At 56.6% G+C, this 24,759-nt stretch carries 16 protein-coding genes and 1 pseudogene; 8 read left to right on the forward strand and 9 right to left on the reverse strand.

All coding sequences use genetic code 11. The features are described from left to right. Nucleotides 1–132: 132 nt before the first annotated feature. Nucleotides 133–813 carry a hypothetical protein gene (locus tag GXP72_RS17615; protein WP_208763193.1) on the reverse strand — a complete coding sequence of 227 codons (681 nt, stop codon included), beginning with the start codon at nucleotides 811–813 and terminating at the stop codon, nucleotides 133–135. A 152-nt stretch (nucleotides 814–965) separates the two neighbouring features. Next, nucleotides 966–1,274: a bacteriophage antitermination protein Q gene (locus tag GXP72_RS17620; RefSeq protein ID WP_244319928.1), complete on the reverse strand. Its 309-nt coding sequence runs from the start codon at nucleotides 1,272–1,274 to the stop codon at nucleotides 966–968. 496 nt (nucleotides 1,275–1,770) lie between these two features. Here GXP72_RS17620 and GXP72_RS17625 point away from each other — a divergent pair. Both GXP72_RS17625 and GXP72_RS17630 read left to right on the forward strand, forming a co-directional pair. Then, nucleotides 1,771–2,124 (forward strand): annotated as a pseudogene (locus GXP72_RS17625) (tyrosine-type recombinase/integrase); the annotation flags it as partial. A gap of 71 nt (nucleotides 2,125–2,195) precedes the next feature. Continuing rightward, nucleotides 2,196–3,011, forward strand: a complete 816-nt coding sequence (locus GXP72_RS17630; protein WP_208763194.1) for a hypothetical protein — start codon at nucleotides 2,196–2,198, stop codon at nucleotides 3,009–3,011. A 197-nt stretch (nucleotides 3,012–3,208) separates the two neighbouring features. Here GXP72_RS17630 and GXP72_RS17635 read toward each other — a convergent pair whose 3' ends face one another. From GXP72_RS17635 to GXP72_RS17650, 4 genes are all read right to left on the reverse strand, one after another. Continuing rightward, nucleotides 3,209–4,255, reverse strand: coding sequence for a methylated-DNA--[protein]-cysteine S-methyltransferase (locus GXP72_RS17635; protein ID WP_208763195.1), 1,047 nt, complete (start codon nucleotides 4,253–4,255; stop codon nucleotides 3,209–3,211). Beyond that, a complete protein-coding gene (locus GXP72_RS17640) occupies nucleotides 4,239–5,015 on the reverse strand; it encodes an isocitrate lyase/phosphoenolpyruvate mutase family protein (protein WP_208763196.1) in 777 nt (258 codons plus the stop codon). The genes GXP72_RS17635 and GXP72_RS17640 overlap by 17 nt, the downstream gene beginning before the upstream one ends. A gap of 132 nt (nucleotides 5,016–5,147) precedes the next feature. Further along, on the reverse strand, nucleotides 5,148–5,939 hold the full coding sequence (locus GXP72_RS17645) for a nucleotidyltransferase domain-containing protein (RefSeq protein ID WP_208763197.1): 792 nt from the start codon (nucleotides 5,937–5,939) through the stop codon (nucleotides 5,148–5,150). A 305-nt stretch (nucleotides 5,940–6,244) separates the two neighbouring features. Further along, complete coding sequence (locus GXP72_RS17650; RefSeq protein WP_024908324.1) at nucleotides 6,245–6,559, reverse strand: hypothetical protein; 315 nt, start codon at nucleotides 6,557–6,559, stop codon at nucleotides 6,245–6,247. 399 nt (nucleotides 6,560–6,958) lie between these two features. On the opposite strand from GXP72_RS17650, the gene GXP72_RS17655 reads away from it, so the two are divergent. The 3 genes from GXP72_RS17655 to GXP72_RS17665 all read left to right on the forward strand — a co-directional run bounded on the left by GXP72_RS17655 (nucleotide 6,959) and on the right by GXP72_RS17665 (nucleotide 8,373). Continuing rightward, nucleotides 6,959–7,315, forward strand: coding sequence for a hypothetical protein (locus GXP72_RS17655; protein ID WP_008502540.1), 357 nt, complete (start codon nucleotides 6,959–6,961; stop codon nucleotides 7,313–7,315). Between the two features lie 87 nt (nucleotides 7,316–7,402). Then, a complete protein-coding gene (locus GXP72_RS17660; RefSeq protein ID WP_208763198.1) occupies nucleotides 7,403–7,747 on the forward strand; it encodes a cupin in 345 nt (114 codons plus the stop codon). 68 nt (nucleotides 7,748–7,815) lie between these two features. Continuing rightward, nucleotides 7,816–8,373 carry a YceI family protein gene (locus GXP72_RS17665; protein ID WP_032645317.1) on the forward strand — a complete coding sequence of 186 codons (558 nt, stop codon included), beginning with the start codon at nucleotides 7,816–7,818 and terminating at the stop codon, nucleotides 8,371–8,373. On the opposite strand, the gene GXP72_RS17670 is transcribed toward GXP72_RS17665, so the two are convergent. The 3 genes from GXP72_RS17670 to GXP72_RS17680 are packed head-to-tail and all read right to left on the reverse strand — an operon-like array spanning nucleotide 8,365 to nucleotide 10,218. Next, complete coding sequence (locus tag GXP72_RS17670; protein ID WP_208763199.1) at nucleotides 8,365–9,156, reverse strand: hypothetical protein; 792 nt, start codon at nucleotides 9,154–9,156, stop codon at nucleotides 8,365–8,367. The genes GXP72_RS17665 and GXP72_RS17670 overlap by 9 nt on opposite strands. Further along, complete coding sequence (locus tag GXP72_RS17675) at nucleotides 9,153–9,683, reverse strand: RNA polymerase sigma factor (protein ID WP_024908320.1); 531 nt, start codon at nucleotides 9,681–9,683, stop codon at nucleotides 9,153–9,155. Before GXP72_RS17675 ends, GXP72_RS17670 begins: the two co-directional genes overlap by 4 nt. A gap of 7 nt (nucleotides 9,684–9,690) precedes the next feature. Then, nucleotides 9,691–10,218 (reverse strand): tetratricopeptide repeat protein, encoded by a 528-nt coding sequence (locus tag GXP72_RS17680; RefSeq protein ID WP_024908319.1) that lies wholly within the window; start codon nucleotides 10,216–10,218, stop codon nucleotides 9,691–9,693. Nucleotides 10,219–10,974: 756 nt separating this feature from the next. On the opposite strand from GXP72_RS17680, the gene GXP72_RS17685 reads away from it, so the two are divergent. The 3 genes from GXP72_RS17685 to GXP72_RS17695 all read left to right on the forward strand — a co-directional run bounded on the left by GXP72_RS17685 (nucleotide 10,975) and on the right by GXP72_RS17695 (nucleotide 24,754). Beyond that, nucleotides 10,975–21,075 (forward strand): BapA/Bap/LapF family large adhesin, encoded by a 10,101-nt coding sequence (locus GXP72_RS17685; protein ID WP_208763200.1) that lies wholly within the window; start codon nucleotides 10,975–10,977, stop codon nucleotides 21,073–21,075. Nucleotides 21,076–21,155: 80 nt separating this feature from the next. After that, nucleotides 21,156–22,559 carry a TolC family outer membrane protein gene (locus tag GXP72_RS17690; RefSeq protein ID WP_048992709.1) on the forward strand — a complete coding sequence of 468 codons (1,404 nt, stop codon included), beginning with the start codon at nucleotides 21,156–21,158 and terminating at the stop codon, nucleotides 22,557–22,559. Beyond that, the gene (locus GXP72_RS17695) at nucleotides 22,556–24,754 is read left to right on the forward strand and encodes a type I secretion system permease/ATPase (protein WP_208763201.1); all 2,199 of its coding nucleotides are present in this window, start codon (nucleotides 22,556–22,558) and stop codon (nucleotides 24,752–24,754) included. The genes GXP72_RS17690 and GXP72_RS17695 overlap by 4 nt, the downstream gene beginning before the upstream one ends. The last annotated feature ends 5 nt before the right edge of the window (nucleotides 24,755–24,759 follow it).

Below are 24,759 nucleotides of genomic sequence, written 5' to 3' on the forward strand. Positions count from 1 at the left end.
CGCTAACGCAGTGAGCTTTGGTTAGCTTGTGATCTGAATGCATGAACTTATGACAATATTGTTGATAAAACATCCTTTAGTCGCCCTGTTCACAGAAGTGAGGCCTCACATGAGACCTTTATAGCTAAAACTTTATGAATTAGACTCTAAATTTTCAGACAAGTTTATTACTTCTTGATGAATAGAAGATATATACAGGCGACACATATCAAGACATTGCCTTCTTGCATCTCCAAATTTTTTTGGAAGTTCGCTTGAGTAGTCACTATTTGCTATATCAAAGACATGGTTTATTTTATTTATAAAATCCTTGTCTTTATCGAGATCAAGAAAAGTACCTAAATAACAACGAGAGGACGAAAGTTTCACACCAAACTCTACAGACGCATTGAAAGCATCATCGATCAATTGTCTATGATTTGCTTCTCGGTTTTCTAATGAAATTTTTTGATAGGAATTATATAAATATTTATTTGTATAAAAAGCATAAGCATGTTCCAAAAAGTCAACGCAAGCTGACCGCACTTCTTTGCAAGTCTCTTTTTTCAATTCTATTTCAGTTACCAACCGAGTATTTAATCTTAATGCATTTAATTGATTTTTAATACTCAAGTTAAACTGTGACGATTGCTGCGATAAATTTTTGTTGAATTGTCGGTGTGAAAGCCACATTGCTAACAGCCCAACAGCTACAGGAGAAGCTGCCACCAATAACTGAGATATAGTATCAATTGTTGATTTAGCATTATCAACTTTTACCGTTAATATATTTTTAGCTGGACTTAAAATTTCTAATAAATGAATCAGATCCATGATCTGCTCTCCTGTAAATGGAAGCTATCATAGCAAAAAACCTCGCAATTGCGAGGTTGATTATAATAACGGCATTTTATATGATCACAAACAAATATGACTCATTTTGTTGCATTTTGCAAGCCTGATAGAAGAAGTTAGTGAAATTTACCTCACATTTCTGCCACTTTCATTTCTTGATACTCTTCATATCGTGTCAAAATTTCGCTTAGTGCCTGACTGTCCATTTCAGCAAACGACGTTTTGAACGCCGTCCAGTGGCCTGAATACACTCTAAGCCAGGTTGAACGCTCAACGCTTACCATGCGCGCCAAAGCTGCACCAGCATACTCCTGATAGGTATTGTTATTACGTGAGACAGCAACCTCTTGCGCCGCCAGCCAGACAAGCCCTACCAGTTTTTTAGTGACACGATCCTGGATTTTTTTGCCACTATGCTGACGCTGAAACTGTTCCCACACGTACTGGCACATTAACGTCTAGTAGCTGCGCTGGCTGCGGAAGTTCAGGCGGTGCGATGGGCTGCAGGGCAGGTTTATTCAGCTGGGTATAATCATGGGCACCTTAATACTGCTGATGAACTCCCCAATGCATCTGATGAAGAACTTCTTCAGAGAGGAAATGAAGTCCTTATCGAGTTCACCGACCCAGACCATTCAGGCAATGTGACCGACGCTGTACTGGATGAAGTGCGTGCCCACGCTATCAAATCCGCACTCAACGATTGTACGGAGTGCCTCGATAGGGATTGCATCATGGACTTGCACGGCATCAGTTATGAGATGCTTCACTCCGTGAAGCGGGTGCTATGGCACTGCATGATGCGTTACTTCGCCAGGAGCGTGCCGTATGAGTTCAGACATCATCGATCAGGCAAACGAGCTGGTAGAGCACCGCCTGCAGCTGGCTATACAGAAACACCGTATTGATCAGAATGCAGTCTCTGCAGAGCACTGTTCTGAAACGAAGGCGGGCATACGCAAGGTAGAATTAACCGAGGAAGCGATGGTTGCTCTAAAAGAACAAAAGCCATTTACCTTCATGAAGGATGGCTGTGTCTTTGAGGATCCCAAGACAAACAAACCATGGGCCAGCGCGGATGCCATAAGGAAAAAAGCCTGGGTACCGACGTTACGAAAAGCCGGGATCAGGTACCGTAATCCTTATCAGACTCGGCACACCTTCGCCACACGCCTGATCAGCCGCGGCGTAAACCTTTTCTGGCTAGCCGGCCAAATGGGCCACAAAGGGCCTGAGATGCTCTTCCGTCATTACGGACGCTATCTGAAAGAGTATGATAACAACACTTAAATCACAACCTTGAACAAAGTTAAGAATTGAGAAATAATTCCTGCCTTATAACAAGGCAGGAACACTTCTTTATGGCAGAACCAGCTTGGCTCGGATATGGTGGCTTGGCAGCAAGTGCATTTTCAGCAGTTGCTGCGTACTTAGCCATTAGACAATCCATTATTCAAAGAAAAATCTCGAATAAAGTCCAGATAATCACTAAAGATGTAAAAATAAAGTTAGATAAAACAAAAATAGTAAATAACATTGCTTTTAACGTTCTGTTAAAGAACATCAATTGCTCCCTACCAATATTGAATATTGGTCTTGGCCCAGCATTAAAATTTAAATATCAATGGGTATTTGACTACGAAAAATTCATGTTCTTGAATGGAATCAAAAAACTTGAAAGTAAATATGATTACGAAACAGCAGAATACAGAGAAGCTATTCGTGCCAATGAATACTGCTACCAATTCAATAAAGAGGGGCACATTTATATATCTATATTAGGACATAGTGAATCCCGTTGGTACTCCCAAGAAGAAAAATACTTAGATGTAGTGTATATCCTTCCCTGGAGCGTAAATAAAGAAGAAGTGAATCTTTCCATCCCTAAATTAATACCGATTTTATTATCTAATTATCTCCTTGATAAAACACACTCGCATGATGAAATGTTAACATCAATAGATGGTCCTGACCTAATAATTGAATATGAAGATATATCAGGGACGATAAAAAAAGAGATTTTTTCCTCTAAATATAAAATCAACGCATTCAGTATACGGGGCGATACAGTAGAGGCTACTTTCAGTATGACATTCTCACATGGCATAAGTTGGACTGCCTTAGTACTACAAAGGATACGTAAAAGATACGATGAATGGAAATCCGATTTAATTTGATTATATTTCATATAGATAAAAAAAAATCGGGTGCGGGTTCAACTCCCGCCAGCCCAAAATTCTCCATCGGCGATCACCAGAGTCGACTGATGAAGTCCTGAAAGCCCGCACGGCGCAAGCCCTGCGGGCTTTTTTGTATCCTCAACATGTCCCGCGAAGTCCGTAAAATTTCCCGGCGACACAGCAACTCCACGCCATTAAACATTGTTTTTCTCATGCTCAATAAGCCATTCTTTGCGTGAAATCCCCCCTCCATAACCTGTCATCGCCCCATCTTTTCCAATTATCCTGTGACAGGGGATCACAATCGCAATCCGGTTGGCACCGTTAGCGGCAGCGACGGCGCGCACAGCATTGGGCTTATTAAGCCATAGTGAAATGGCCTGATAGTGTGAGGTCTGTCCATAGGGAACCGCACGCAACGCATGCCAGACGGATTGTTGAAAATCACTGCCCGGAGCATCTAAAGCCAGATCAAACTGTCGGCGCGTTCCGGCAAAATACTCGCCGATCTCTTTTACTGTCTGCCGGGTATGGCTGTTTTCGCCGGTGACGATTCTGGCGTTAAATAAACGCTGAATATCGCGGAATTCTGTTTCTAACATCCGGCGATCGGTAAACTCCAGCAGACAGACTCCCCGCTCTGTCGCGCAGACAAACATCGGTCCAAGCGTCGTGGTAAACCGGTGAATGACTATCACCTGGGTTGCCTGAGTCGGCGCTGCGCCAGTAAGCCGCTTGTAGGTGTAACCAAAGCCGCTCAGGGATTCATAGCCATTGTCCAGCGCAACGTCAGTCGCCGCTCGTCCGCTTTTCAGCTCCTGCAGGGCAACGTTCACCCGCTGCATTCGCTGGAAAGCCTGAAAAGTGATGCCGTGATGTTGCAGGAACCAGCGTCTTACCCGCTCCGGGCTGATTCCATGCTGACGAAGCTCCGCGTCTGCTACACGGGATTTAATATCGCGCCTGACAAGCGCAAGCGCCTGCTCAACGAATAATGGCGCGCTGTGCGCATTTTCAGCGGGCCTACAGACCTTACAGGGACGAAAGCCGTCCGCCAGGGCAGATTTGGCATCTTTATAAAATTCGACATTTTCACGTTTGGGCTTTCGCGCCCGGCATACCGAAATGCAGAATACGCCGGTGGTTTTGACGCCAACAAAAAACACGCCAGTGTAGTCTGAAGCGCGTTCAAGTAATGCCTGATACCAGATATCGCATAAATTCTTATCGGTTATTTTCATCACTAAAAAGTCCTTCAAACGTCTGACGCGCTCGGATCGCATGCATGACATCAGTCAACGTTGACTGCATCGCTGAATGAACAAAATTGCCCATTGAAATGCGGCTTGTCCCGGCCCGTTTCAGCCTGTCGAATGACGGTAGATCGGGCATACACATGACATTCAGGGGCAATCCCGTTGCCTCTGCTATGAGGCTGATGTCTTTCTCTGACGTCAGGCAGGGAACAAAAAGGCCGTCGGCACCTGCAGCTTTATAGCGTTGACCCCGTAATATCGTCTCCTGCAACGCATCTTCATGCCCGAGCAGGTACGTGTCAGTCCGGATATTCAGAAACAGACGATAATCTTCCCTTCTCAGCATATTGCACACTGCTCTCAGGTTACGGGAAAAATCAGAGGCATCGTCAAGCTGACGAACCCCGTTTATGACTCGGCTGTCTTCGAGGTTAACGCCTGCGACGCCTGTCTGAGCAAGGCGCCGCAGATTGTCTGCTATCTCTTCGGCTGAATCACCATACCCTGCTTCCATGTCAACGCTCAATGGCAGGTTGCTGACAGCCCGGATCCGGGTGACCATATAAAATAACTCATCAAACGGCATTCCCTGGCCGTCGTCATATCCCAGTGTGGACGCTATAGCTGCACTGGACGTTCCCAGAACCTGGTAGCCTGCTTTTTGCGCTGCGACAGCACTGGCGGCATCCCAGACGTTGCCGATAAGAAGAGGCTCATGCTGATAGTGGCGTTCTGCAAAGTTCATATTCATATCCTCTCGATAGATTGAAAATGAATCTAAGCACTCAGGAAGAACCTCACAACCGAAATTCAGACGACCATTTTTTAGCAAAAGTCGTCTGAACATGGGGAGCGGAACAGACCAAACCTTTTAAGGTCAGGTTCTGGCTTCGAGCATGGCAAGAACCGCCCAACGTGCCGCATCGTCTGCGATATTTTCCGGCAGCGCATCAGCCCGCAGCGTGATATAAGCATCAACAGCCTTTCTGAGGGCCATGCTGACGGAATCACGATCGTGCATTGCCAGCGTGGAAGCCAACAGGTCATCAGGATCAATGCTGAGGAATTCGATGCGGCGAACCCCACGTTGCGGTAGATTTGCTCGACGGTACAGCATAGGTCCCAGCACTTGCTCCCGGAAGAATGCCAGCATGCCTATCGCTTCAAAGAGTTCTCCCCTTCCCAGTTTCACCACCGCGTAATGAAGCCAGATCCAGGCTCGGGACTCAAACCACTCCGGCGTCATATCAGGCCAGTGAGCGCTAAATTTTGCCAGTTGGCGCTCCAGAGCGGTGTTATCACGGGTAAATAACACCACGGGCTCCTCAACGCGCTGAGTGAGCATTTCCAGGGTGACAAATTTCAGATCGACATGAAGGAGTTCGGGACCATACAGGCAGATAAGCAGACGAGGCTCTCCCACATGTTCCCCGGTGAAAGCATGGAGCAGGTGACCCAGTGTTCCGGCGAACACAATACGCTGAGCCATGATTTCGTCATAGTAGAGAGGGTCTACCACAACGACAAAATCAAGATCGGAATATTTATCAAACCCGCCATGAACAAGCGAGCCGCCAGCGAGAAGGGAGTGAATCCGCGAATCAGCCTGAAATTTAAGCTTAAGTTGCTCTGCAAAACTTCTGTGTAAATCGGGTAACGTACTAAGCATACTTTTTCCTGTTCACAAAAAAGACAAAGCATTACAGGGTATCGCGCAGTGAACAGGCAGGCCAGATATTTTTTGCAGGAACAATAATGTCCTAAGAGGGTTCTCCCGATGCGTTATATTGCCCTGTAAATTCGGAGAAATCTCTGACCATCGTCGATTACTCGGATATCTGACTAACATAGTCGTACCAGTAAAGGCAACAAAGCAGTCCTTATGAGATTATATGGACTCTATGAGTCGGCCAAAACTCACCATGAAAATCATTGGATATGGCATAAACGCAAAAATTGTTTTTGACTTGCTGTCTATTGATAATAATCCTGCTTAAAACGCCAGGCTTTATACGTTAATTTGAGGGGGGTCATCCAACAGAAGATACCAAAGATAAACACTACAGCAATGCCTGATGAAATGATATTTTCTCGCGAAGCGAAGCAAACCGCCAGTATGAACAGAACCGTAAGTACGACTGAAAATATAACAGTCCCTTTAAACCGATTTGAAAGCGCAGGAAGCAAAATATCCAGCGTCGAACGCTGAGTATCCACGTAGCGTTTAAGCTTTTGCAGCTCTTCTTTTGTGAAACCAGATCTAAGCAACGCTTCTTCCGTTATCGCCATGCTATTCCCCTCCTTCTAATCAAAGCTACTATATCTTGATCTTTAAAACATAACGACCTACCGGCTGGTTGTTTATGTTGTACTCCCCTGGCTTTGACAAACATCAACACCCTCTCCCCCCGCCTGTGCAAAATTACCCACATCACCCAGCGCTACGGATTAGCCGCCCCAACCCGGAAGGAACCCCAACATGTACAAACCCATAACCGTCATAATCTTCATTCTCCTGGCCCTCGCCGCCCTTGTTGAAATAGGCTTTTTATCCTTTGGATAATCCTCAGGCGAAATCCCCCTCATCAGGGCACATTGATCTCATTACAGTTTTTTCCTAAAGCCATCCCGCTTCGCCTGTGCCATGCTGAATCACGCTCATAACCGATAACGTTAAATGAGGATATTATGAAAAAAACAATTATCGCATTATCTGCCGTTCTGCTGGCTTCCCCAGTATTTGCTGCGACCACACATGCAACTGACGATACCGTCGCTGCGGCGAACGCAAACGCCAACGAGGCGAAGCAAAAACTGCACGAAGAGCAGAATAAAGGTGAAGAGCTGAAGCTGAAACAGAAGCACGCTGCGGAAGGTAAAAGCGAAAGCTTTGGCAGCAAGGTCAGCGAAGATTCCCAGAAGGCCTGGCATAAAACCAAAGAAGGCACCGAGAAAGGGTGGGATGCCACCAAAGAAGGCGCTGAGAAAGGCTGGAACAAAACTAAAGAAGGTGCCAGCGAGCTGGAAAAGAAAGTCACTGAGTAATCCCTTCGAAAGGCCGCATACGCGGCCTTTTTTATTCCCTCCCACCCTGCTTCCTGAAGGCTAAACTTGTTTCAGGAGGGCACCGTCATGAGCCACAAAGAAACCGCACCAGAAACCCAGGGCGTTACCGTTGAACTGCTTTCCATCGTCGATCTGGGCCCGGAGATCGCAGGCATGGACGGTCGACAGCTTCGCATGCGCAGGGTGACGCTCGCCCCCGGCGCGGTCTTTGGTCCGGTGCACGATCATATCGATCGCCCCGGTACCGTTTTTATCCTTGAGGGGACCATCACCGATCATCGTAACGGTATCGCCACCGATTACGGTCCCGGCATCGGGTGGCCGGAAGACCATAATACGGTCCACTGGCTGGAAAATCGGGGCCCGATCGCCGCCGTCGAAATCTCGGTGGATATCGTTAAAACACCCTGACGCACAAAAGTCGAATAGATCCCGGGGGTGACGCGTTTACTCCCTGCCCCCCTAAAAGAGATCCTGAGATGCTGCGACGCCTGGTGATAGTGCTGATTTTGTTTTGTCCGTGGGCGTTAGCTGCCCCAAAAAGCTACATTATCGACACCGATAACACCGCCATTCGGCTATCTTGGCATGCCTTCGGCGGCATCCTCTCCTGGGCGACGTTCAGCGGCGTGACGGGCGCCGTGACGCTCAACCCGGAAAACGACGTCGACGATCATATTCACGTCACCATTCCCGTAGCAACTCTGGTGGCCTCAAACAAGCTGCTTACCTGGCAGCTGAAAAGCGATATGTTTTTTGATTCTGAGCACTACCCGACTATCGAGTTCATCAGCTCTCGCGTGGTCGCCTTGGGTGACGGGCGGTTCAGGGTGTTCGGCACGCTGACCGTGCGTAACATTGCCCGCCCGGTGCTCCTGGAGGCCGTGGTGAAAGACCCGCATGCGCAAGTCCTCACCCTGGATGCCACCACGGCGATCTCGCGCGCGTCCTACGGGATGGATAAGTTTGCGCTGGTCGTGGACGATCGTATTGCCATCGCCATTGCGATTAAGACAAACGACGTGCCGTCATCCTGAAATGAGCCGCTGTAGCTGCTCCGCGTTTCCCCGCAGGTGAGACGGCGGATTGCGACCAATCAGGACAAACTGGTAGCCCGCCTCCTGCCACCACGCCAGGTTCATGCTGTGCCGCTGCTCCTGGCGCAGAGAGGCCCTGGTCTTCTCGTCAACAGGAGAAATACAGAGCGCCATCGGGCCGAAGTCGGCGTTGATCCAGGCAATCTGCGCGATAGAGGTGGTTTCATAGCGCAGCATTCGCACCATCTTCAACTCTGCCCCCTGCAGGACTAGCTGCGACATGTGCAGCTTTATGCCGATATCCTGCGCGGCCCGTTCCAGCCCGCGCTGCAGGACCGGCGTTGCGCTGTCCATATCCAGCAGCGTCTCGACGCTGTACAGGGACATATATTGCGCTTCGAGGTCGCGAATATGGGCGTTCTCATCCGCTGGCGCGGAAGCGGGCCGCAGCAGATAGCCCAGCCCGGAGCCGATCATCAAAAAGCTGATCGATGCGGCAATCAGTGACCGCCTGCTAACGCCAGGCGCCGTGGAGGACTGTGGTTCGGGAATAGCAGCCAGACGCGCCTGCATTGTCTCCAGAGGCGCGTCATCCAGCAGGGAGGCAAACGCCCCGGCGTAATCCTGGCTGCTTTTCATCAGTTCGTTGGTTCGCCCGGCGAGGCGTTCATCACGTTTCAACTGTTCTTCAAAATGCTGCGCGTCGGCGCGGCACATCTCGCCATCTATCCATGCCACGATAGCGTCGTCGTTATAGGGCGGTGCAAAACGGTGCGCGTTCAATAGCGTTTCTCCTTTACCGGAGGCAGTGCGTCAGCGGACCTGGCAAGCGCCGCCCGTGCCGTTGCCAGCCGGCTCATCACGGTACCGATCGGCACCGCCAGCGTGTCCGCCGCCTCCTGGTAGGTAAAGCCCTCGACATAAACCAAAAATACCGCGTTGCGCTGGGCTTCAGGCAGCGTGTTGACGCGCTGCATCACCTTAAGGTAATGCAGACGCGTCTCATCCTGTTCGCGGGTGTCCGGTGCCAGAAGCTCGTCGCTGGCCACAAATCCCTGCCCCTGACGCACGTGTCGAGCCCGAAGCTCAGAGATCCAGATGGAGTGCAGTATCGCGAACAGCCACCTGTCGATGCGTGTGCCCGGCGTATACTGGCTGCTCCTTTCAAGCGCACGCACGCAGGTGGACTGAACCAGCTCTTCGGCGATATCCCTGTTTCGCGACAGCACCAGCCCATAGCGCCAGAGACGCGACAGATGTGCGGCTAACTGTTGACGAACCTCACTGGTAGCGATGGGCTTTCCCTCCACGAGAAAATCAGGATTCCGGATGTCCGTTAATGGCGGCCTGCAGGTCACGGTACTCCTCGCAGGACTGGCCACAAATACCGGCAATGACCTTCAGCTGTTCTTTCGCGAGGTCAGGACGTCCTTTTACCATCCACGCTTCACCGAGATATTCCCGGGCTTTGGCATAATCCGGGGCGATAGCCAGCGCACGCTGATAGTAACCAATGCCTTCGTCCGTACGACCAAGTTTGCGCGTGGCGAACCCGCGATAGTTCCACGCTTCAGCCGTATTGCCATTTTTCAGCGAATCAAGCAGATTCAGCGCCGCCTGGTACTCTCCTTTCTTCGCGAGATGGTACGCATAGTTGGTTTTGTCCTGGTCGCTGAGGCTGCTGCTCTTGTCCGGCACGCATTTCTGAGTAGCGCTGTCATACACCTGTCCGGCAGGACAGTCGGGCGTTTTGCTCTCGGTACTATTATTGCCCATCGCCAGCGCCAGTGGGGACAGCAGGGAAAAAATCAGCACCGGGATCAAACGAAACGAGGTCGTGTTCATATAAAGCTCCAGGGTGAGTTGGGAGTGACGTCAGTAAACGTCCGACTGATGAGTTTTATTCATTCTCCGCGTCATTTTTTTGCTGCCGCGAAATCATGCTGACGTTGTAGCCCAATGAAAATAAATCAGGTTATCTCATCCTCTCCTTAACGTTATTATTTCGCGTGATAGCAGAGTTTTAACCTCGCATAAGAATATATTTTATAGTGCAAGTGACATAATATATTTTATATCAAAAACGTTACCTTAACTTAAATGAACATTAAGCAAACCTAAACAATATAGTTTTACATTATATTCAAAACATTCCCTACCAATTATCGCAGTGCGTAAACCACGCTAAAAAAAACATTACACACTAAAATTAAAGTCATATAAAACAAAGGATTGCACCATCATAATTATTGACAACATCAATATACCAATGCCTTCCACCTTGTTTTCGCACTTATTTGCGAAAGCTTAATTTGCACAACCCATGTTTTCTGTCTATATCAATTTTATATCCTCAAAAATAATTCCTCTATTAATTACAGGGTTTTACAAAACATAAAACACGAATAAAACGGTTCTCTTTCATAAAAAATTAGATTCGCTCTGATGTTGCCACTCTGAATCCTGGCGGGCATCGTGCGCGCTAAAAAAACGGTCAGTGCTGCGTTATAACAGCGACTGCGCCGGGGGCGCCCTTTACCTTCTGCAGAGATGGCTCGTCTTGCTCGCCGTTTATGACACATCTGCTGGAGTAATAACTAAATGAGCCAAATCTCTGTTATCTCGAAACTTACTGGCGTAGAAACGAAAATGGAAGGCACACAGGTCACGCTGAGCCATTCCTCCATCGTTGAGCTTCACGTCGAGCGAGCGAGTGTCTCCCACTTCGCGCGAAGTGGTAACGATCTGCTGGTTACGCTGCACTCCGGCGAGGTGATCACTGTAAAAAATTTCTACGTCACGGACGCGCAGGGCGTGAGCCAGCTGGTACTGCAGGACAGCAACGGCGCGTTATGGTGGATTGAAGATCCAGCCGGGGCCGCCACGTACGAATCTATCGCGTCTACGAACGTACTGCTTGCGGCGTCAGGAAGTGATGCCGGTGGTGCCGCCTTCTGGCCATGGGCCCTCGGCGGCATTGTCGCTGCAGGCGGTATCGCGGCTGCGGCAAGTACCGGCGGCGGTGGCGGAGATGGCGGTAATAACAATAGTACCACCCCCCCCGTCGATCCTGCCGATCCGGACACAACGCCGCCGAATGCACCTTCCGGTATTAAGTTCTCTTCAGATGGCAAGACCGTTACCGGTACCGCCGAACCCGGCAGCACTATCACGCTGAAAGACGCGAACGGCAATGTCGTTGGCACCGGAAAAACGGGCAGCGACGGCAATTTTACCGTCTCCCTCGGAACACCGCTGACCAACGGCGAGCAGGTGACTGCCACCGCGACGGATAACGCCGGGAATACCAGCCCGGGCACAACGCTCAACGCGCCGGACATAACCGCGCCCGATGCGCCAACGATTGGCAGTGTAATCGACGATATTGCCCCGCAGACGGGGACGGTGTCCAACGGCGGCAGCACCAACGATCAGCGCCCACAGCTTACCGGCACCGGCGAGGCGGGCTCGACCGTGACGATTTATGACGGCGGAGTCGCTATTGGTACGGCAATCGTCGCCAGCAACGGCACCTGGACCTTTACTCCGTCAGTTGACCTGAGTGAAAGCACTCACCAGATTACCGTGAAGGCAACCGACGCCGCCGGCAACACCGGGCCAGCCTCACCGGTGTTTACTCTTACGGTGGATCTTACTCCGCCGGACGCCCCGACCGCGATTGTGCTGACCGACGATACAGGTCTTATCAGGGGGACCATTACGTCGGGCGCGCCTACGGATGCTTCACTGCCGCTCCTGGCGGGAACGGGCGAGCCAGGAGGAACCATCACCATTTATGATAACGGCGTGGCGATTGGCACAACGACGGTGCAGCCCAACGGTACCTGGAGCGTTACGCCAAACGCTCCGCTGCCGGACGGGACACACTCCATAACCGTCACTGAAACCGATGCGGCCGGAAACCAGAGTACGGCATCAGCACCTGTCACCTTTACTGTGGATACTACCCCGCCGTCAGCCCCTGGAAACCTCGTCGTTTCGAATGATGGCGGCACCATCAGCGGCATTGCAGAGCCGGGCAGCACCGTGACTATCCGTGAAGGCGGCGCACTCGTTGGCAATCCAGTTGTTGCCGATAGCCAGGGTAACTTCAGCCTGACGCTGACCCCGCCGAAGCTCAACGGCGAAATCCTGACCGCTGACGCCACCGACACGGCAGGCAACACCAGTCCAACCACCTCCGCGGCGGCACCGGATATTACCCCGCCGCAGACACCGGTTATCATATCTGTGATTGATGACGTGCAGGCCACCACAGGCCCCGTGGGCCCTAACGGGCTTACAAACGACCGGGCGCCAACCGTTAACGGAACGGGTGAAGCTGGCTCGACCATCACGATCTCCAACGGTAGCGATGTCCTCGGTACGGTGGTTGTTCCCTCCTCTGGCCAGTGGAGCTTTACGCCGCCCACACCGCTGACCGATGGCACGTACGTGCTGACGGCAACGGCGACGGATGCCGCCGGTAACCAGAGCGGAATATCAACCGCATGGACAATTAACGTCGACGGGACGGCACCTGACGCCCCGGTGATTTCACAAGTCGTGGACGATGTGCCCGGTGGAATTGTTGGCTTACTCGGCCCAAATGCCACGACCAACGACTCCACCCCGACGCTCAGCGGTACCGCCGAAGCAAACGCGACGATCAGCCTGCGCGTGGACGGTGTTGAAATTGGCACAACCGTTGCCGATGGTCTCGGCGCATGGACCTTTACGCCGTCCTCGCCAATCGGTGAGGGTCCGCACGCCCTGACCGCCGTCTCGACCGACGCGGCAGGTAACACCAGCGGCGTCTCCAACACCTGGACGCTGACAATTGACAGCGTCGCGCCTGCTGCCCCGGTCATTACCCAGGTGCTGGATGATGTGCCGGAGCGCCTCGGCGCGCTCAACCCCAACGACAGCACCAACGACACCACGCCGACGCTCAACGGCACGGCTGAACCAGGCTCGACGGTCACCATCCGCCTGGATGGTACCGTTCTTGGCACGGCCCCGGTCGACAACAACGGCGTGTGGACCTATACCCCCACCGTGCCGCTTGGGGAGGGGCCTCATACCTTTACCGTTGTCGCCACCGATGCGGCGGGCAACACCAGCCAGCCGTCAAGCGGCTTCACCCTGACCGTCGATACCACACCGCCAACGGCTGCCACCATTGCCACCGTGACCGATGACGTCGGCGGCGTTCAGGGCCCGCTCACCAGCGGCGATACCACCGACGACACCCAGCCGCTGCTGCAGGGCTCCGCTCCGGCGGATGCGGTGATCACCGTCTATGACGGCACAACCCTGCTCGGCACCGCTTCCCTCGACGGCAGCGGCGGCTGGAGCTTTACGCCGGTCACCCCGCTCACCGACGGCCCGCATTCCCTGACGGTTCACGCCACGGATGCCGCCGGCAATACCACTATCTCCAGCCCGTTTGTATTAACGGTGGATACCGTCGCACCTGCCACGCCGGATATCCCGGCAATTACCGTCAATCCTGACGGCGGCACAACGCAAACGCCGCTGAACCCGGGAGAAATCACCCGCGACACCACGCCGACCCTGAGCGGTACCGGCACGGCGGGCGATACCGTGACGATCTACGGCAACGGTGTCAAAATCGGTGACGCTGTCGTGGACAATACCGGCAACTGGTCCTGGACGCCGCCATCCCCCCTGGCTGGCGGCACCTATGACATCACCCTGACCGTCACCAACGTGGACGGCACGGGCAACGAAAGCGCCCCGTCGCAGCCGGTCACCATCACCATTGACACCGACCCGCCGGCTACGCCTGCAGCACCGGTCATTACTGACAGCGTCACCCAGATCACCGGTCCCGTTCCCGATGGCGGCACCACCAACGATCCGCGCCCGGTGCTGAGCGGCACCGGTACGCCGAACGACGTTATCAACATCACTGACACGGTCAACGGCGGCACGCCAACTATCGTTGGTACCGTCACGGTAGACAGCAACGGCAACTGGAGCTGGCGCCCTGACAGTAATATTGCGGAGGGCAGCCACGTCTATACCGCCACCGCCACCGATGAGGCAGGCAACGTCTCTGACCCGTCGCCAGCCATTACGATCACTGTGGATACCGTGGCGCCGGATACGCCAGTGATTGGCGCCGTGGGCGGCGAGCCTAACGGGGGCTACATCACGGATACCACGCCGACAGTGGGCGGAACCGGCGTTAACGGTGAGACAGTGATCGTCTACAACAACGGCGTCGAACTGGGCCGTGTCGTGGTCGCTAACGGAGAATGGAGCCTGACGCTTCCAGTGCAAACGGACGGCCCGCTGAACATTACCGTTGCGGGCGTGGATGCAGCGGGCAACGTCAGCGCGCCGAGTGCGGTCTTTACCGTCACGCTCGATACCGCTGCGCCTGAGATTCCGCAGATTAATGCCGTTTCAGACAGCCAGCTCACCAACAACGTGCTCTACACCCGCGACGGCACGCCGACCCTTACCGGGACCAGTGAACCCGGCACCACCGTTATCGTCTCCATCGACGGTACCCCGTCGGGCGTGCCGGTCACGATACAGCCGGACGGCAGCTGGAGCTGGACGGCAGGCACAACGCTGTCGGATGGCCCGCACACCTTCACCGTCTCTGCTACCGATCCTGCGGGTAACGCCTCCGGAAACTCTGCGCCGCTGAGCGTGACGGTGGACACCGCCGCACCTGCCGACCCGACCAACATGTCCCTGGCACAGGAGGGGACCCCGTTGACCGGTAATGCCGAAGCGGGAACCACCGTTACCGTGAAAGACAGCGGTGGGACCGTCATTGGTACCGGCGTTGTCGCAAGCGACGGCAGCTTCTCCATTGCGCTGAGCCCGGCGCAGCTCGATCCGACCACGCTGACCGTAAGCGCTACCGATGCCGCAGGAAATGCCAGCCCTGGCGCGTCCTTTATCGTTACCGATTCACCGCTCGACCTGCCGCAGGTGCCCGTCATCACGGCGATCAACGATGACGTCGCCCCAATCACGGGCGATGTGAAAGACAAAACCACCAACGACACCACCCCGACCCTCACCGGTACGGCTCAGGCGGGGAGCCAGATCGCTATCTACCTGGACGGTAGCGCGACGCCATTGACGACGGTCACTGCCGACGGCAGCGGCAACTGGAGCTATACGCCAGCCGCGCTTGGCGAGGGGCTACACACCTTTGAGGTGACCGCGACCCTCAATAACCTGACCAGCGGCCGCTCTCCGGCGGCTAGCGTTACCATTGACCTCACCGCACCGGGCACGCCGACCATCGGCGCCGTAATTGACGACGTCGGCCCAGGCACCGGTCCGCTGACCAGCGGGCAGACCACCAACGACAACCAGCCGACCCTCACCGGCACCGGCGCAGCAGGCGATACCATCTCCATCTACAACAACGGCGTGCTGCTGGACAGCGTGGTGATCGGCAATACCGGCACCTGGAGCTACACCACGCCGCCTCTGGCAGAGGGGAATAACGTCCTGACCATCCGCGAGACAGACCCGGCGGGGAATCAGAGCGGTCCTTCTGCGGGCTTCACCGTCGTGGTGGACTCCGTTTCCGCCACGCCGGTCATCACCAACGTTACGGACAATGTCGGTAACGCTGCCACCACGGTGGTCAGCGGCAGCGAAACGAACGACGCCACGCCAACCCTTTCGGGGACAGCGGACGCAAACAGCGTGGTCACCATTTTCGACGGCGGCACGCAGATTGCTGTGGTCACGGCTGACAACACAGGTATCTGGACGTTTACCCCTGACACCGCGCTCGGCGAAGGCTCGCACAGCTTCACCGTTCGGGCGACCGATCCGCAGGGCAACGTCAGCGCGGTCTCAGCCCCCTGGAGCGTGGTGGTTGACCTGACGGCACCGACGGTTCCGACGCTGGATACGGTAAACGACAACGTCCCTGGCGGCGTCACGGGCAACCTCACCAGCGGCCAGGTGACCAACGACAGCACCCCAACCATCAGCGGTACCGGGCAGGCGGGCAGCACTATTCACATCATGAATAACGGCACGCAGATTGGTACTGCAACCGTTGACGGAGGCGGCAACTGGTCCTTTACGCCGACCGCGCCGCTGGGCGACGGCAGCTACGCCCTTCGCGTCTATGCAACGGATGCGGCAGGCAACGCCTCGGCGAACTCATCGGTCTTTGCCTTTACCGTTGATACCGCAGCCCCTGGCGTACCGGTGGTGACCAGCGTAATTGACGATGTCGCGCCCGTCACCGGGACGCTCACGTCGGGCAACACGACCAACGACGCGCGTCCGACCTTCAACGGCACGGGCGACGTGGGTGCCACAGTGCACGTGATCGTTGATGGCAGCGAAATTGGCACGGCGGTGGTGAATGCCCAGGGCAACTGGACCTTCACCCCGGGCACCGATCTGGGCGACGGGCCGCACGCAATCACCTTCAACGCCACCGACGTGGCAGGCAATACCGGCAGCACGACGACGCCGTTTAACCTGACGGTGGATACGGGCGTACCGTCGGCGCCGGTCATTTCGACCGCGGGTGACAACGTGGGCAGCATTCAAACCCCGCTCTCTTCCGGGCAGAGCACCGACGATACCACGCCGACGCTGAACGGCACCGCGACCGCCAACGCCACGGTCACCGTTTATGAGAACGGGCAGCCGGTCGGCACCGTTCAGGCGGACGGTACCGGGGCATGGAGCTTTACGCCGTCAGCGCCGCTGGCCAGCGGCAGCCATACCTGGACCGCCACGGTCACCGATGCAGCGGGTAACGTCAGCCCGATCTCGCCGGACTTTACCCTGATTATTGATACCGCGGCACCGAACGCGCCGGTTATCAGCCAGGCGATAGACGACGTGGGCAGCATCACCGGCCCGCTCACGTCCGGGCAGACAACCGACGACACCGTACCGCGCCTTGTCGGGACCAGTGAACCGTTTGCCACCGTGAAGATCTATGAGGGAACCACGCTTGTCGGAACGGGCACCGCGGATAGCGGCGGGAACTGGAGTATCTTGCTCACCACCACGCTGGCGAGTGGTCCGCACAGCTTTACCGCGCAGGCCACGGATGCGGCAGGCAACACCAGCGTGTCCTCCACCAGCTTCAGCCTCACTGTCGACACCACACCGCCTGCGCTGCCGGTGCTGACCAGTATCGTGGATGACGTGGGCAATGCGGCGACGCCGATTGCCAACGGCGGGATCACCAACGACGCGCAGCCAACGCTCAGCGGCACGGCGGAAGCGGGTTCCACGGTGAAAATCTTTGATAACGGCGTGCAAATCGGCAGCGTGACGGCGACCGGTGGGGCGTGGAGCTTTACGCCATCTCCGGCGCTGAGCAACGGCGCGCACACGTTGACCTTTACCGCTACCGATGCGGTAGGCAACGCCAGCGCGCCCACCGCCGGGTATGTGATTAACGTCGATACCCTCCCGCCAGCCGCGCCGGTCATTAGTTCGGTCATTGATGACGTCGGCAGCGTCACCGGGCCGGTGACCGGTACGAATCCGACCAACGACACGCGCCCAACGCTGAGCGGGACAGCCGAAGCGAATGCCACGGTGCGGATCTACGATGGCATCACGCTGGTGGGTACGGTGACCGCCGATGGCAGCGGCAACTGGACCCTGGCGCAAACTACCACCGCGCTGGCGGAAGGCACGCATAACCTCACCGCCACGGCCACCGATGCGGCGGGCAACACCAGCGTGGCGTCCGCCGTGACGACGATTATCGTCGATACGATCGCGCCAACGGCACCGACCGGGACCTTTAACGCTGACGGTAGCGTCCTGACCGGGACTGCGGAAGCAGGCAGCACCGTCGCTATCCGCCTTGCGGACGGCTCGACGGTGACCGCCACTGCGGGCAGCAACGGCACCTACAGCTACACCTTCATTAACAAACAGACCGAAGGCCAGACGCTGCAGATCACCGCCACCGACGCCGCTGGCAACACCTCGCTGCCGGGCTCTGCCCTTGCGCCGGTGGTGCCGCTCTCCGCCAGCAATAACGTCGAAGAGCTGAACCTCAGCACCACGGCAACCGTGACCAACAGCCAGTACAGCGATTACGGCTTCCTGCTGGTCGGCGCCGTCGGCAACGTCCTGACGCTGCTGGGCAACGATACCGCCCAGGTGAACTTCACGGTGGGCAGCGGCGGCAGCGCGGATATCGTGGTGAACGCCAACGCCACGGGGGCGGTGCTCTCTCTGCTCAATACCCTGGAGCTGGTGGTTCAGCATTACGTCAACGGCGCCTGGACCACCGTGGTGGATACCGGCCAGCCGCAGTTTGCCGATCTGCTGACCCTCGGTGCAACCGGCGTCTCACTGAACCTGACCGGGCTGGCTGACGGCAACTATCGCGTGCTCAGCTACAACACCAACCTGCTGGCGACCGGCTCCTACACCAGCCTCGACGTGGCGGTGAAAGAGACCGGTCCGGGTACGGTCACCGGTGAAACCAGCCTCAACGGCAACGTGATCCTCGATACGGATCCAACCGCCGGCAGCGACAACGCGCCAGCAGGGACCACTATCTCCGCGGTCACTAACGCCCAGGGCGCCACCACCAGCGTGAACGCCGACGGCACGGTGATTCAGGGCCAGTACGGTACGCTGACCATTAACCGCGACGGCAGCTACACCTACAGCCTGACCGACACCAGCGCCGCGGTCATTGGCCGCACGGAGAGCTTCACCTACACCATCACCCATAACGGCGTCAGCGCGTCGGCACAGCTGGTGCTGTCCTTGGGTGCCGGTACGGTAGTCAACGGTATTGTCGCCGTTGACGACACCAACGCCCTGACCTTCGACACCAGCGTGCACGAAGTTAATAACGGCGCCTCGTCTCAGAACGGTTTTACCCTGGTGGGCATTAATCTCGGCAACACGCTGGGGCTTAACCTGCTGGACGACATGACCAACCCGATTATTTACAACGTGGAGGAAGGCACGACCCGCACCATGACCATCCAGGCCTCCGTGGGCGGCGTGGCGCTGGCGTCGGTATTCGATCTGTACGTCTATAAGTTCAACAACGCCACCCAGACCTTCGAGCAGGTTCGCGTCGAGTCGGGCTGGCTGCGCGCCCCGCTGCTGGGGGGCACGTCACCGCAGCTGACGCTAAATCTGCCTGCCGGGGAGTACCTGTTCTTACTCAATACCGCATCGGGGATCGCCGTCCTGACGGGCTACACGCTGAGCGTCCTGCAGGATCATGTCTACAGCGTGGCAAGCATCAGCGAAACCACCACGGGCGACGTGCTGGCGAATGACCCGGTTCCAGCGGGCACGCTGGTTACGGAAGTGAACGGCGTGGCGGTCAACAGCAGCGGCACCACCACCATTCAGGGGGAATACGGCACGCTGACCATCAATGCGTCCGGTCAGTACACCTATACCCTGAGAAGCGGCGTGGGGGCGGACCATATCAGCACGCCGGATACCTTCGTTTACACCGTTACCGCGCTTGACGGCTCGAAGGATACGGCATCGCTCAACATCACTCCAACCGCGCAGGCAATGAATGCGGTCAACGATGTCAGCGCCACGATGGACCTCACCTCGGTGCATCACACGTCGGTCTACTCGGATACCACCGTGGGCGTCGCCAGCTGGACGACGGCCCTGTTCTCATCAACCCAGGGCAGCGGAAGCGGAACCTTCGTGGTCGACCCAAACACCGCGCTGCACAACGCGTCGCTGCACTTTAGCGTGACCTCGGGGCTGGCGCTGGGCGGACTGACGGTGAACTGGTCCATCAGCGACGGCTCGGGCGTCATCCGCAGCGGCTCCTTCAGCGGCGGCTCGCTGCTGGGCGGCAGTATCGACGTTCCGTTGACCGGGCTGGATCTCAACGCCGGGACCTATACGCTGAACTTTACCGGCAGCGTCCCGGGGCTCAGCGTGGGGACCATCACCATCACGCCAAGCGTGAACGGCACCACCTACTCGCTGAGTGATTTTGACGTCACAGGCAGCCACACCGTCAACGGCAACATCTTTGACGGTACCGACTCTGGCGGCGTGCTGGATCAGCTCCACTCGGTGGATACCCGTCTGAGCGTGACCGGTTACAACGGCGTGACCACCACGCTGGATCCGTATACCGGCAGCGCAACGGTGAACATCACCGGCCATTACGGCATCCTGGCGATCGGCGCAGACGGTCATTACACCTATACCCTCAACAGCGGGGTATCGCTCTCAACCATGACCTCGAAGGAGACCTTCAACTACACCCTGACCGATGCCAACGGCAACACGGACAGCGCCACGCTAACCATCAATATGGCGCCGCAGTTCATCAGCTCGGAGCATAACGACGCCATCACCGGTACGGCCTACGGCGATACGCTGATTTACCAGGTGCTGAACAGTACGGTGGGGAATGCCACGGCGGGTAACACCAGCAGCGCCGGAGGCGATCACTGGACCGGGTTCTCGCTGGCGCAGGGAGACAAGATCGACATTGGCGATCTGCTGGTGGGCTGGGACGGTAATACCGCCTCGCTGGGGAATTATATCCATGTCACACAAAGCGGTAGCAACACTGTGATCTCCATCGACCGTGATGGTGCGGGGTCCACCTACACTAATACCACGCTCGTTACGCTTGATAACGTTCAGACCACCTACGACGAGCTTGTTAACCAGCAACACATCATTACCTGATAGCACCTGCAAGAGATGACCCGGGCGCACAGCGCCCGGGCATAACAATAAAGCTTTACTTATTTTATTAGGGACATGACATGGGAATGAAGATGCCTTACTGGTGGCTCTCGTGCTGCCTGATATCTGTGCCCGCTTTCTGCGCAAATCCGGCGGCAACCATCAATACCGGACAGCTTCGCGAAACGCAGGAACTCCCCTCACTCAACGGGCGCGTGGCCCCGGTAGCAGGCAACGCCGCTCCAGGTTCATTGCAGCTTGGCGAGGCCGTCAACCGCGCCGTTACCTGGCACCCGGCCATCAGCGAAGCCGTGGGCAAACTCTACCAGCAGAGCGAAGAGGTGGACGTCGCGAAATCAAAATACTATCCGCAGATTAATGCCGGCGTGGACAACGGTTATTCCCACGACGGCGATCAGAACGGCTTTACGCCGTCGCTGGTGCTTTCTCTCTCACAAATGCTCTACGACTTTGGCAAAGTGGCCAGCCAGGTGCGCGCCGAAAGTGCTGGCGTTGCCCAGCAGCAGGCCAACGTGCTGGTGAGTATCGACACCATCGCCCACGATACCGCCGTTGCCATGGTACAGGTGCAAACCTGGCAGCAGATGGTCGACACCGCCAAAGAGCAGCTTGAAGCCCTCTCTTCCATCGGCACGCTGACCCGCCAGCGTAACGACGAGGGCGCCACGTCGCTCTCTGACGTGGTGCAGACCGATGCGCGTATCGAAGGCGCTCGCGCCCAGCTGATGCAGTACCAGGCCAGCCTGGACAGCGCCCGCGCCACGCTGATGAGCTTTCTCGGCTGGAACAGCCTGAACGCGATCAGCAATGACTTTCCGCAAAAGCTGGCCCGCAGCTGCGATGTCGCCGAGCCGGACGACCGTCTGGTTCCCGCCGTTCTCGCTGCCTGGGCGCAGGCTAACGTCGCCCAGGCTAACCTCGACTACGCCGATGCGCAGATGACGCCAACCGTCTCACTGGAGCCGGAGGTGCGTCACTACATGAACGATCGCTACGCGGGCAGCGAAACGCGGGATCGCACCCAGTATTCCGCATGGGTGAAAGTGCAGATGCCGCTCTATCAGGGCGGCGGCCTCACCGCCCGGCGTAACGCTGCCGGACACGCGGTGGAGGCGGCGCAGTCCACCATTCAGCGCACGCGCCTGGATGTCCGCCAGAAACTGCTGGAAGCCCGTAGCCAGGTGATGAGCCTGCAAAGCACGCTGCAAATCCAGGGCCGCCAGGAAGCCCTCAGCGCCCGCACCCGTGAGCTGTACCAGCAGCAATATCTTGACCTCGGCTCGCGCCCGCTGCTCGACGTGCTCAACGCCGAACAGGAGGTCTATCAGGCGCGCTTCACCCAGCAGCAGACCCTCGGTCAGCTGCACCAGCTGCAGCTCAACTGCCTGTATAACACCGGGCAGCTGCGTCATGCGTTCGATCTTGATAACCGCACCATCCAGACCGTGGAGATCCAGCCATGAAGCAGCGTGATATCCCGCAGGGTGAAAACATGACGGATGAGGCGCTGGCGCAGTGGGCGCAGGCCTTTGGCTTTATCGCCACGCGCTACCGCGTCGCCTGCTCGCCCGGCGCGCTGATCGCAGGCGCACCGTGGCTGAAAGGCAAACCGATGGTACCCGCCCTCACCCAGCTGGCGCGTGAGGCGGGGTTGTCGTTTCAACTGCTCACCGCTGACCAGCAGTCGATCAACAGCTGGCGTCTGCCGGTGGTGGTGGCGCTGAATGACGGCCGGGTCGGTGCGATCGAGCACTTCGACGGCGATGACACGCTGGAAGTCAGCTTTTTCGGCGATGAGACCTACACCAACCGGCTGTCGATGACGGCGATGCTGCCCGCTATCCGCCACGTTATTGCCCTGCGTCCACTCGCCGCGCTGAAGGACAGCCGCGTGGACGCCTATATCTCAAAATACCGACCGGACTGGCTCTACCGCCTGGTGATGCGCGATCTCCGCCCCTACAGCTGGGTGATGCTGGCCGCGCTGTTTATCAACGTGCTCTCCCTCTCCGGCATTGTCTTTTCCATGCAGGTGTATGACCGGGTGATCCCCGCCCAGTCCTACCCGACGCTGTACGTCCTGACCATCGGGGTGCTGATTGCCACCCTGTTTGGCTTTGTGCTGCGCGTGGCGCGCGGGCACATTATGGATCTGCTGGGCAAGCGCTCGGATATGCGCGTCTCGGATCGCGTATTCGGCCACGCGCTGCGGCTGCGCAACAGTGCGATCCCCCGATCCACCGGGAGCTTTATCTCACAGCTGCGCGAGCTGGAGCAGATCCGCGAGATGGTCACCTCGTCCACCATCTCGACGATTGTCGACCTGCCCTTCTTTTTACTGTTCGTGGTGGTGCTGGCGATCATCGCCCCGCAGCTGGCGTGGATCGCCCCGGTCGCAGCGGTGATCATGGTCCTGCCCGGCCTGCTGCTGCAGAAGAAGCTGGCGGAGCTGGCGAAACAGTCGGCTCATGAATCGACCCTGCGCAACGCGGTGCTGGTGGAGAGCGTACAGGGGCTGGAGGACATCAAGCTGATGCAGGCGGAAAACCGCTTTTTGCAGCAGTGGAACAGCTATATCCAGATCACCGCCGAATCCGGCCTGCGCACCCGCGAGCTGACGCAGAACCTGATCAGCTGGGGGATGACCATTCAGAGCCTGGTCTACGCCGCCGTGATTGTGGTCGGCGCGCCGATGGTGATCGACGGCACCCTGACCACCGGCTCGGTGGTCGCCGCCTCGATGCTGGCCTCCCGCATGATCGCCCCGATGTCGACGCTGTGCGGCGTGCTGGCCCGCTGGCAGCAGGTCAAAGCGGCAAAAGAGGGGCTGGACAGCATCATGCAGCTTCCCACCGAAAACCAGCGCGAGGAGACGCCGATCCGCCAGGACGTGCTGCGCGGTCACTACCTGTTCGAGCAGGCGCAGTTCCGCTATCAGCCGGACGATCCGCGCATGGCGCTGCGCATTAACCGGCTGGAGATCCGCCCGGGTGAGAAAGTGGCGATCCTCGGGCGCAACGGCGCGGGCAAATCGACCCTGCTGCAGGCCATGGCGGGCGGGATGGATCTGGCAGCCGGCGAGCTGCGACTTGATAACTTCAGCCTGCCGCATCTCGACGTTGCCGACGTCCGGCGCAACGTCGGCTTTATGACCCAGAATGCGCGTCTGTTTTACGGCACCCTGCGCGAAAACATTACCCTCGGCATGCCGCGCGCTACCGACGAAGAGATTTTCGAGGCGCTGGAGCTGACCGGTGCGGCGGGCTTCGTGCAGAAGCTGCCCAAAGGGCTGGACTACCCGATCATGGAAAACGGCGTGGGGTTATCCGGCGGGCAGCGCCAGTCGATTCTGCTGGCGCGAATGCTCCTGCGCGATCCGAATATTGTGCTGATGGATGAACCCACCGCGTCACTCGACGAGCACACCGAGCGGGAATTTATCCAGCGGCTGGGCGACTGGCTCGGTCACCGCACCCTGATTGTCGCCACGCATCGCGTCCCGGTGCTGGAGCTGGTGGAGCGCGTCGTGGTGTTGAAAGAGGGGATGCTGGTGATGGACGCGCCAAAAGCCCAGGCGCTGAACAACAGTCGTATGCAGCAGCAACAGCAGCAGGCAGCAACCGGACGGGAGTGGAAAAATGAAAATCAGTCAGCGTGATGTGG

This window comes from Enterobacter sp. SES19 (genome assembly GCF_011765665.1).
In the GTDB taxonomy this organism is placed as follows: Bacteria; Pseudomonadota; Gammaproteobacteria; order Enterobacterales; family Enterobacteriaceae; genus Enterobacter; species Enterobacter pseudoroggenkampii.

Bases quoted from the DNA above. Each gene is read 5' to 3' on its own strand.
- GXP72_RS17630 (WP_208763194.1), top strand. From the start codon at position 2,196: ATGGCAGAACCAGCTTGGCTCGGATATGGTGGCTTGGCAGCAAGTGCA.
- GXP72_RS17690 (WP_048992709.1), top strand. From the start codon at position 21,156: ATGGGAATGAAGATGCCTTACTGGTGGCTCTCGTGCTGCCTGATATCT.
- GXP72_RS17650 (WP_024908324.1), bottom strand. From the start codon at position 6,559: ATGGCGATAACGGAAGAAGCGTTGCTTAGATCTGGTTTCACAAAAGAA.
- GXP72_RS17680 (WP_024908319.1), bottom strand. From the start codon at position 10,218: ATGAACACGACCTCGTTTCGTTTGATCCCGGTGCTGATTTTTTCCCTG.
- GXP72_RS17695 (WP_208763201.1), top strand. From the start codon at position 22,556: ATGAAGCAGCGTGATATCCCGCAGGGTGAAAACATGACGGATGAGGCG.
- GXP72_RS17615 (WP_208763193.1), bottom strand. From the start codon at position 813: ATGGATCTGATTCATTTATTAGAAATTTTAAGTCCAGCTAAAAATATA.
- GXP72_RS17685 (WP_208763200.1), top strand. From the start codon at position 10,975: ATGAGCCAAATCTCTGTTATCTCGAAACTTACTGGCGTAGAAACGAAA.
- GXP72_RS17655 (WP_008502540.1), top strand. From the start codon at position 6,959: ATGAAAAAAACAATTATCGCATTATCTGCCGTTCTGCTGGCTTCCCCA.
- GXP72_RS17665 (WP_032645317.1), top strand. From the start codon at position 7,816: ATGCTGCGACGCCTGGTGATAGTGCTGATTTTGTTTTGTCCGTGGGCG.
- GXP72_RS17640 (WP_208763196.1), bottom strand. From the start codon at position 5,015: ATGAACTTTGCAGAACGCCACTATCAGCATGAGCCTCTTCTTATCGGC.
- GXP72_RS17645 (WP_208763197.1), bottom strand. From the start codon at position 5,939: ATGCTTAGTACGTTACCCGATTTACACAGAAGTTTTGCAGAGCAACTT.
- GXP72_RS17660 (WP_208763198.1), top strand. From the start codon at position 7,403: ATGAGCCACAAAGAAACCGCACCAGAAACCCAGGGCGTTACCGTTGAA.
- GXP72_RS17635 (WP_208763195.1), bottom strand. From the start codon at position 4,255: ATGAAAATAACCGATAAGAATTTATGCGATATCTGGTATCAGGCATTA.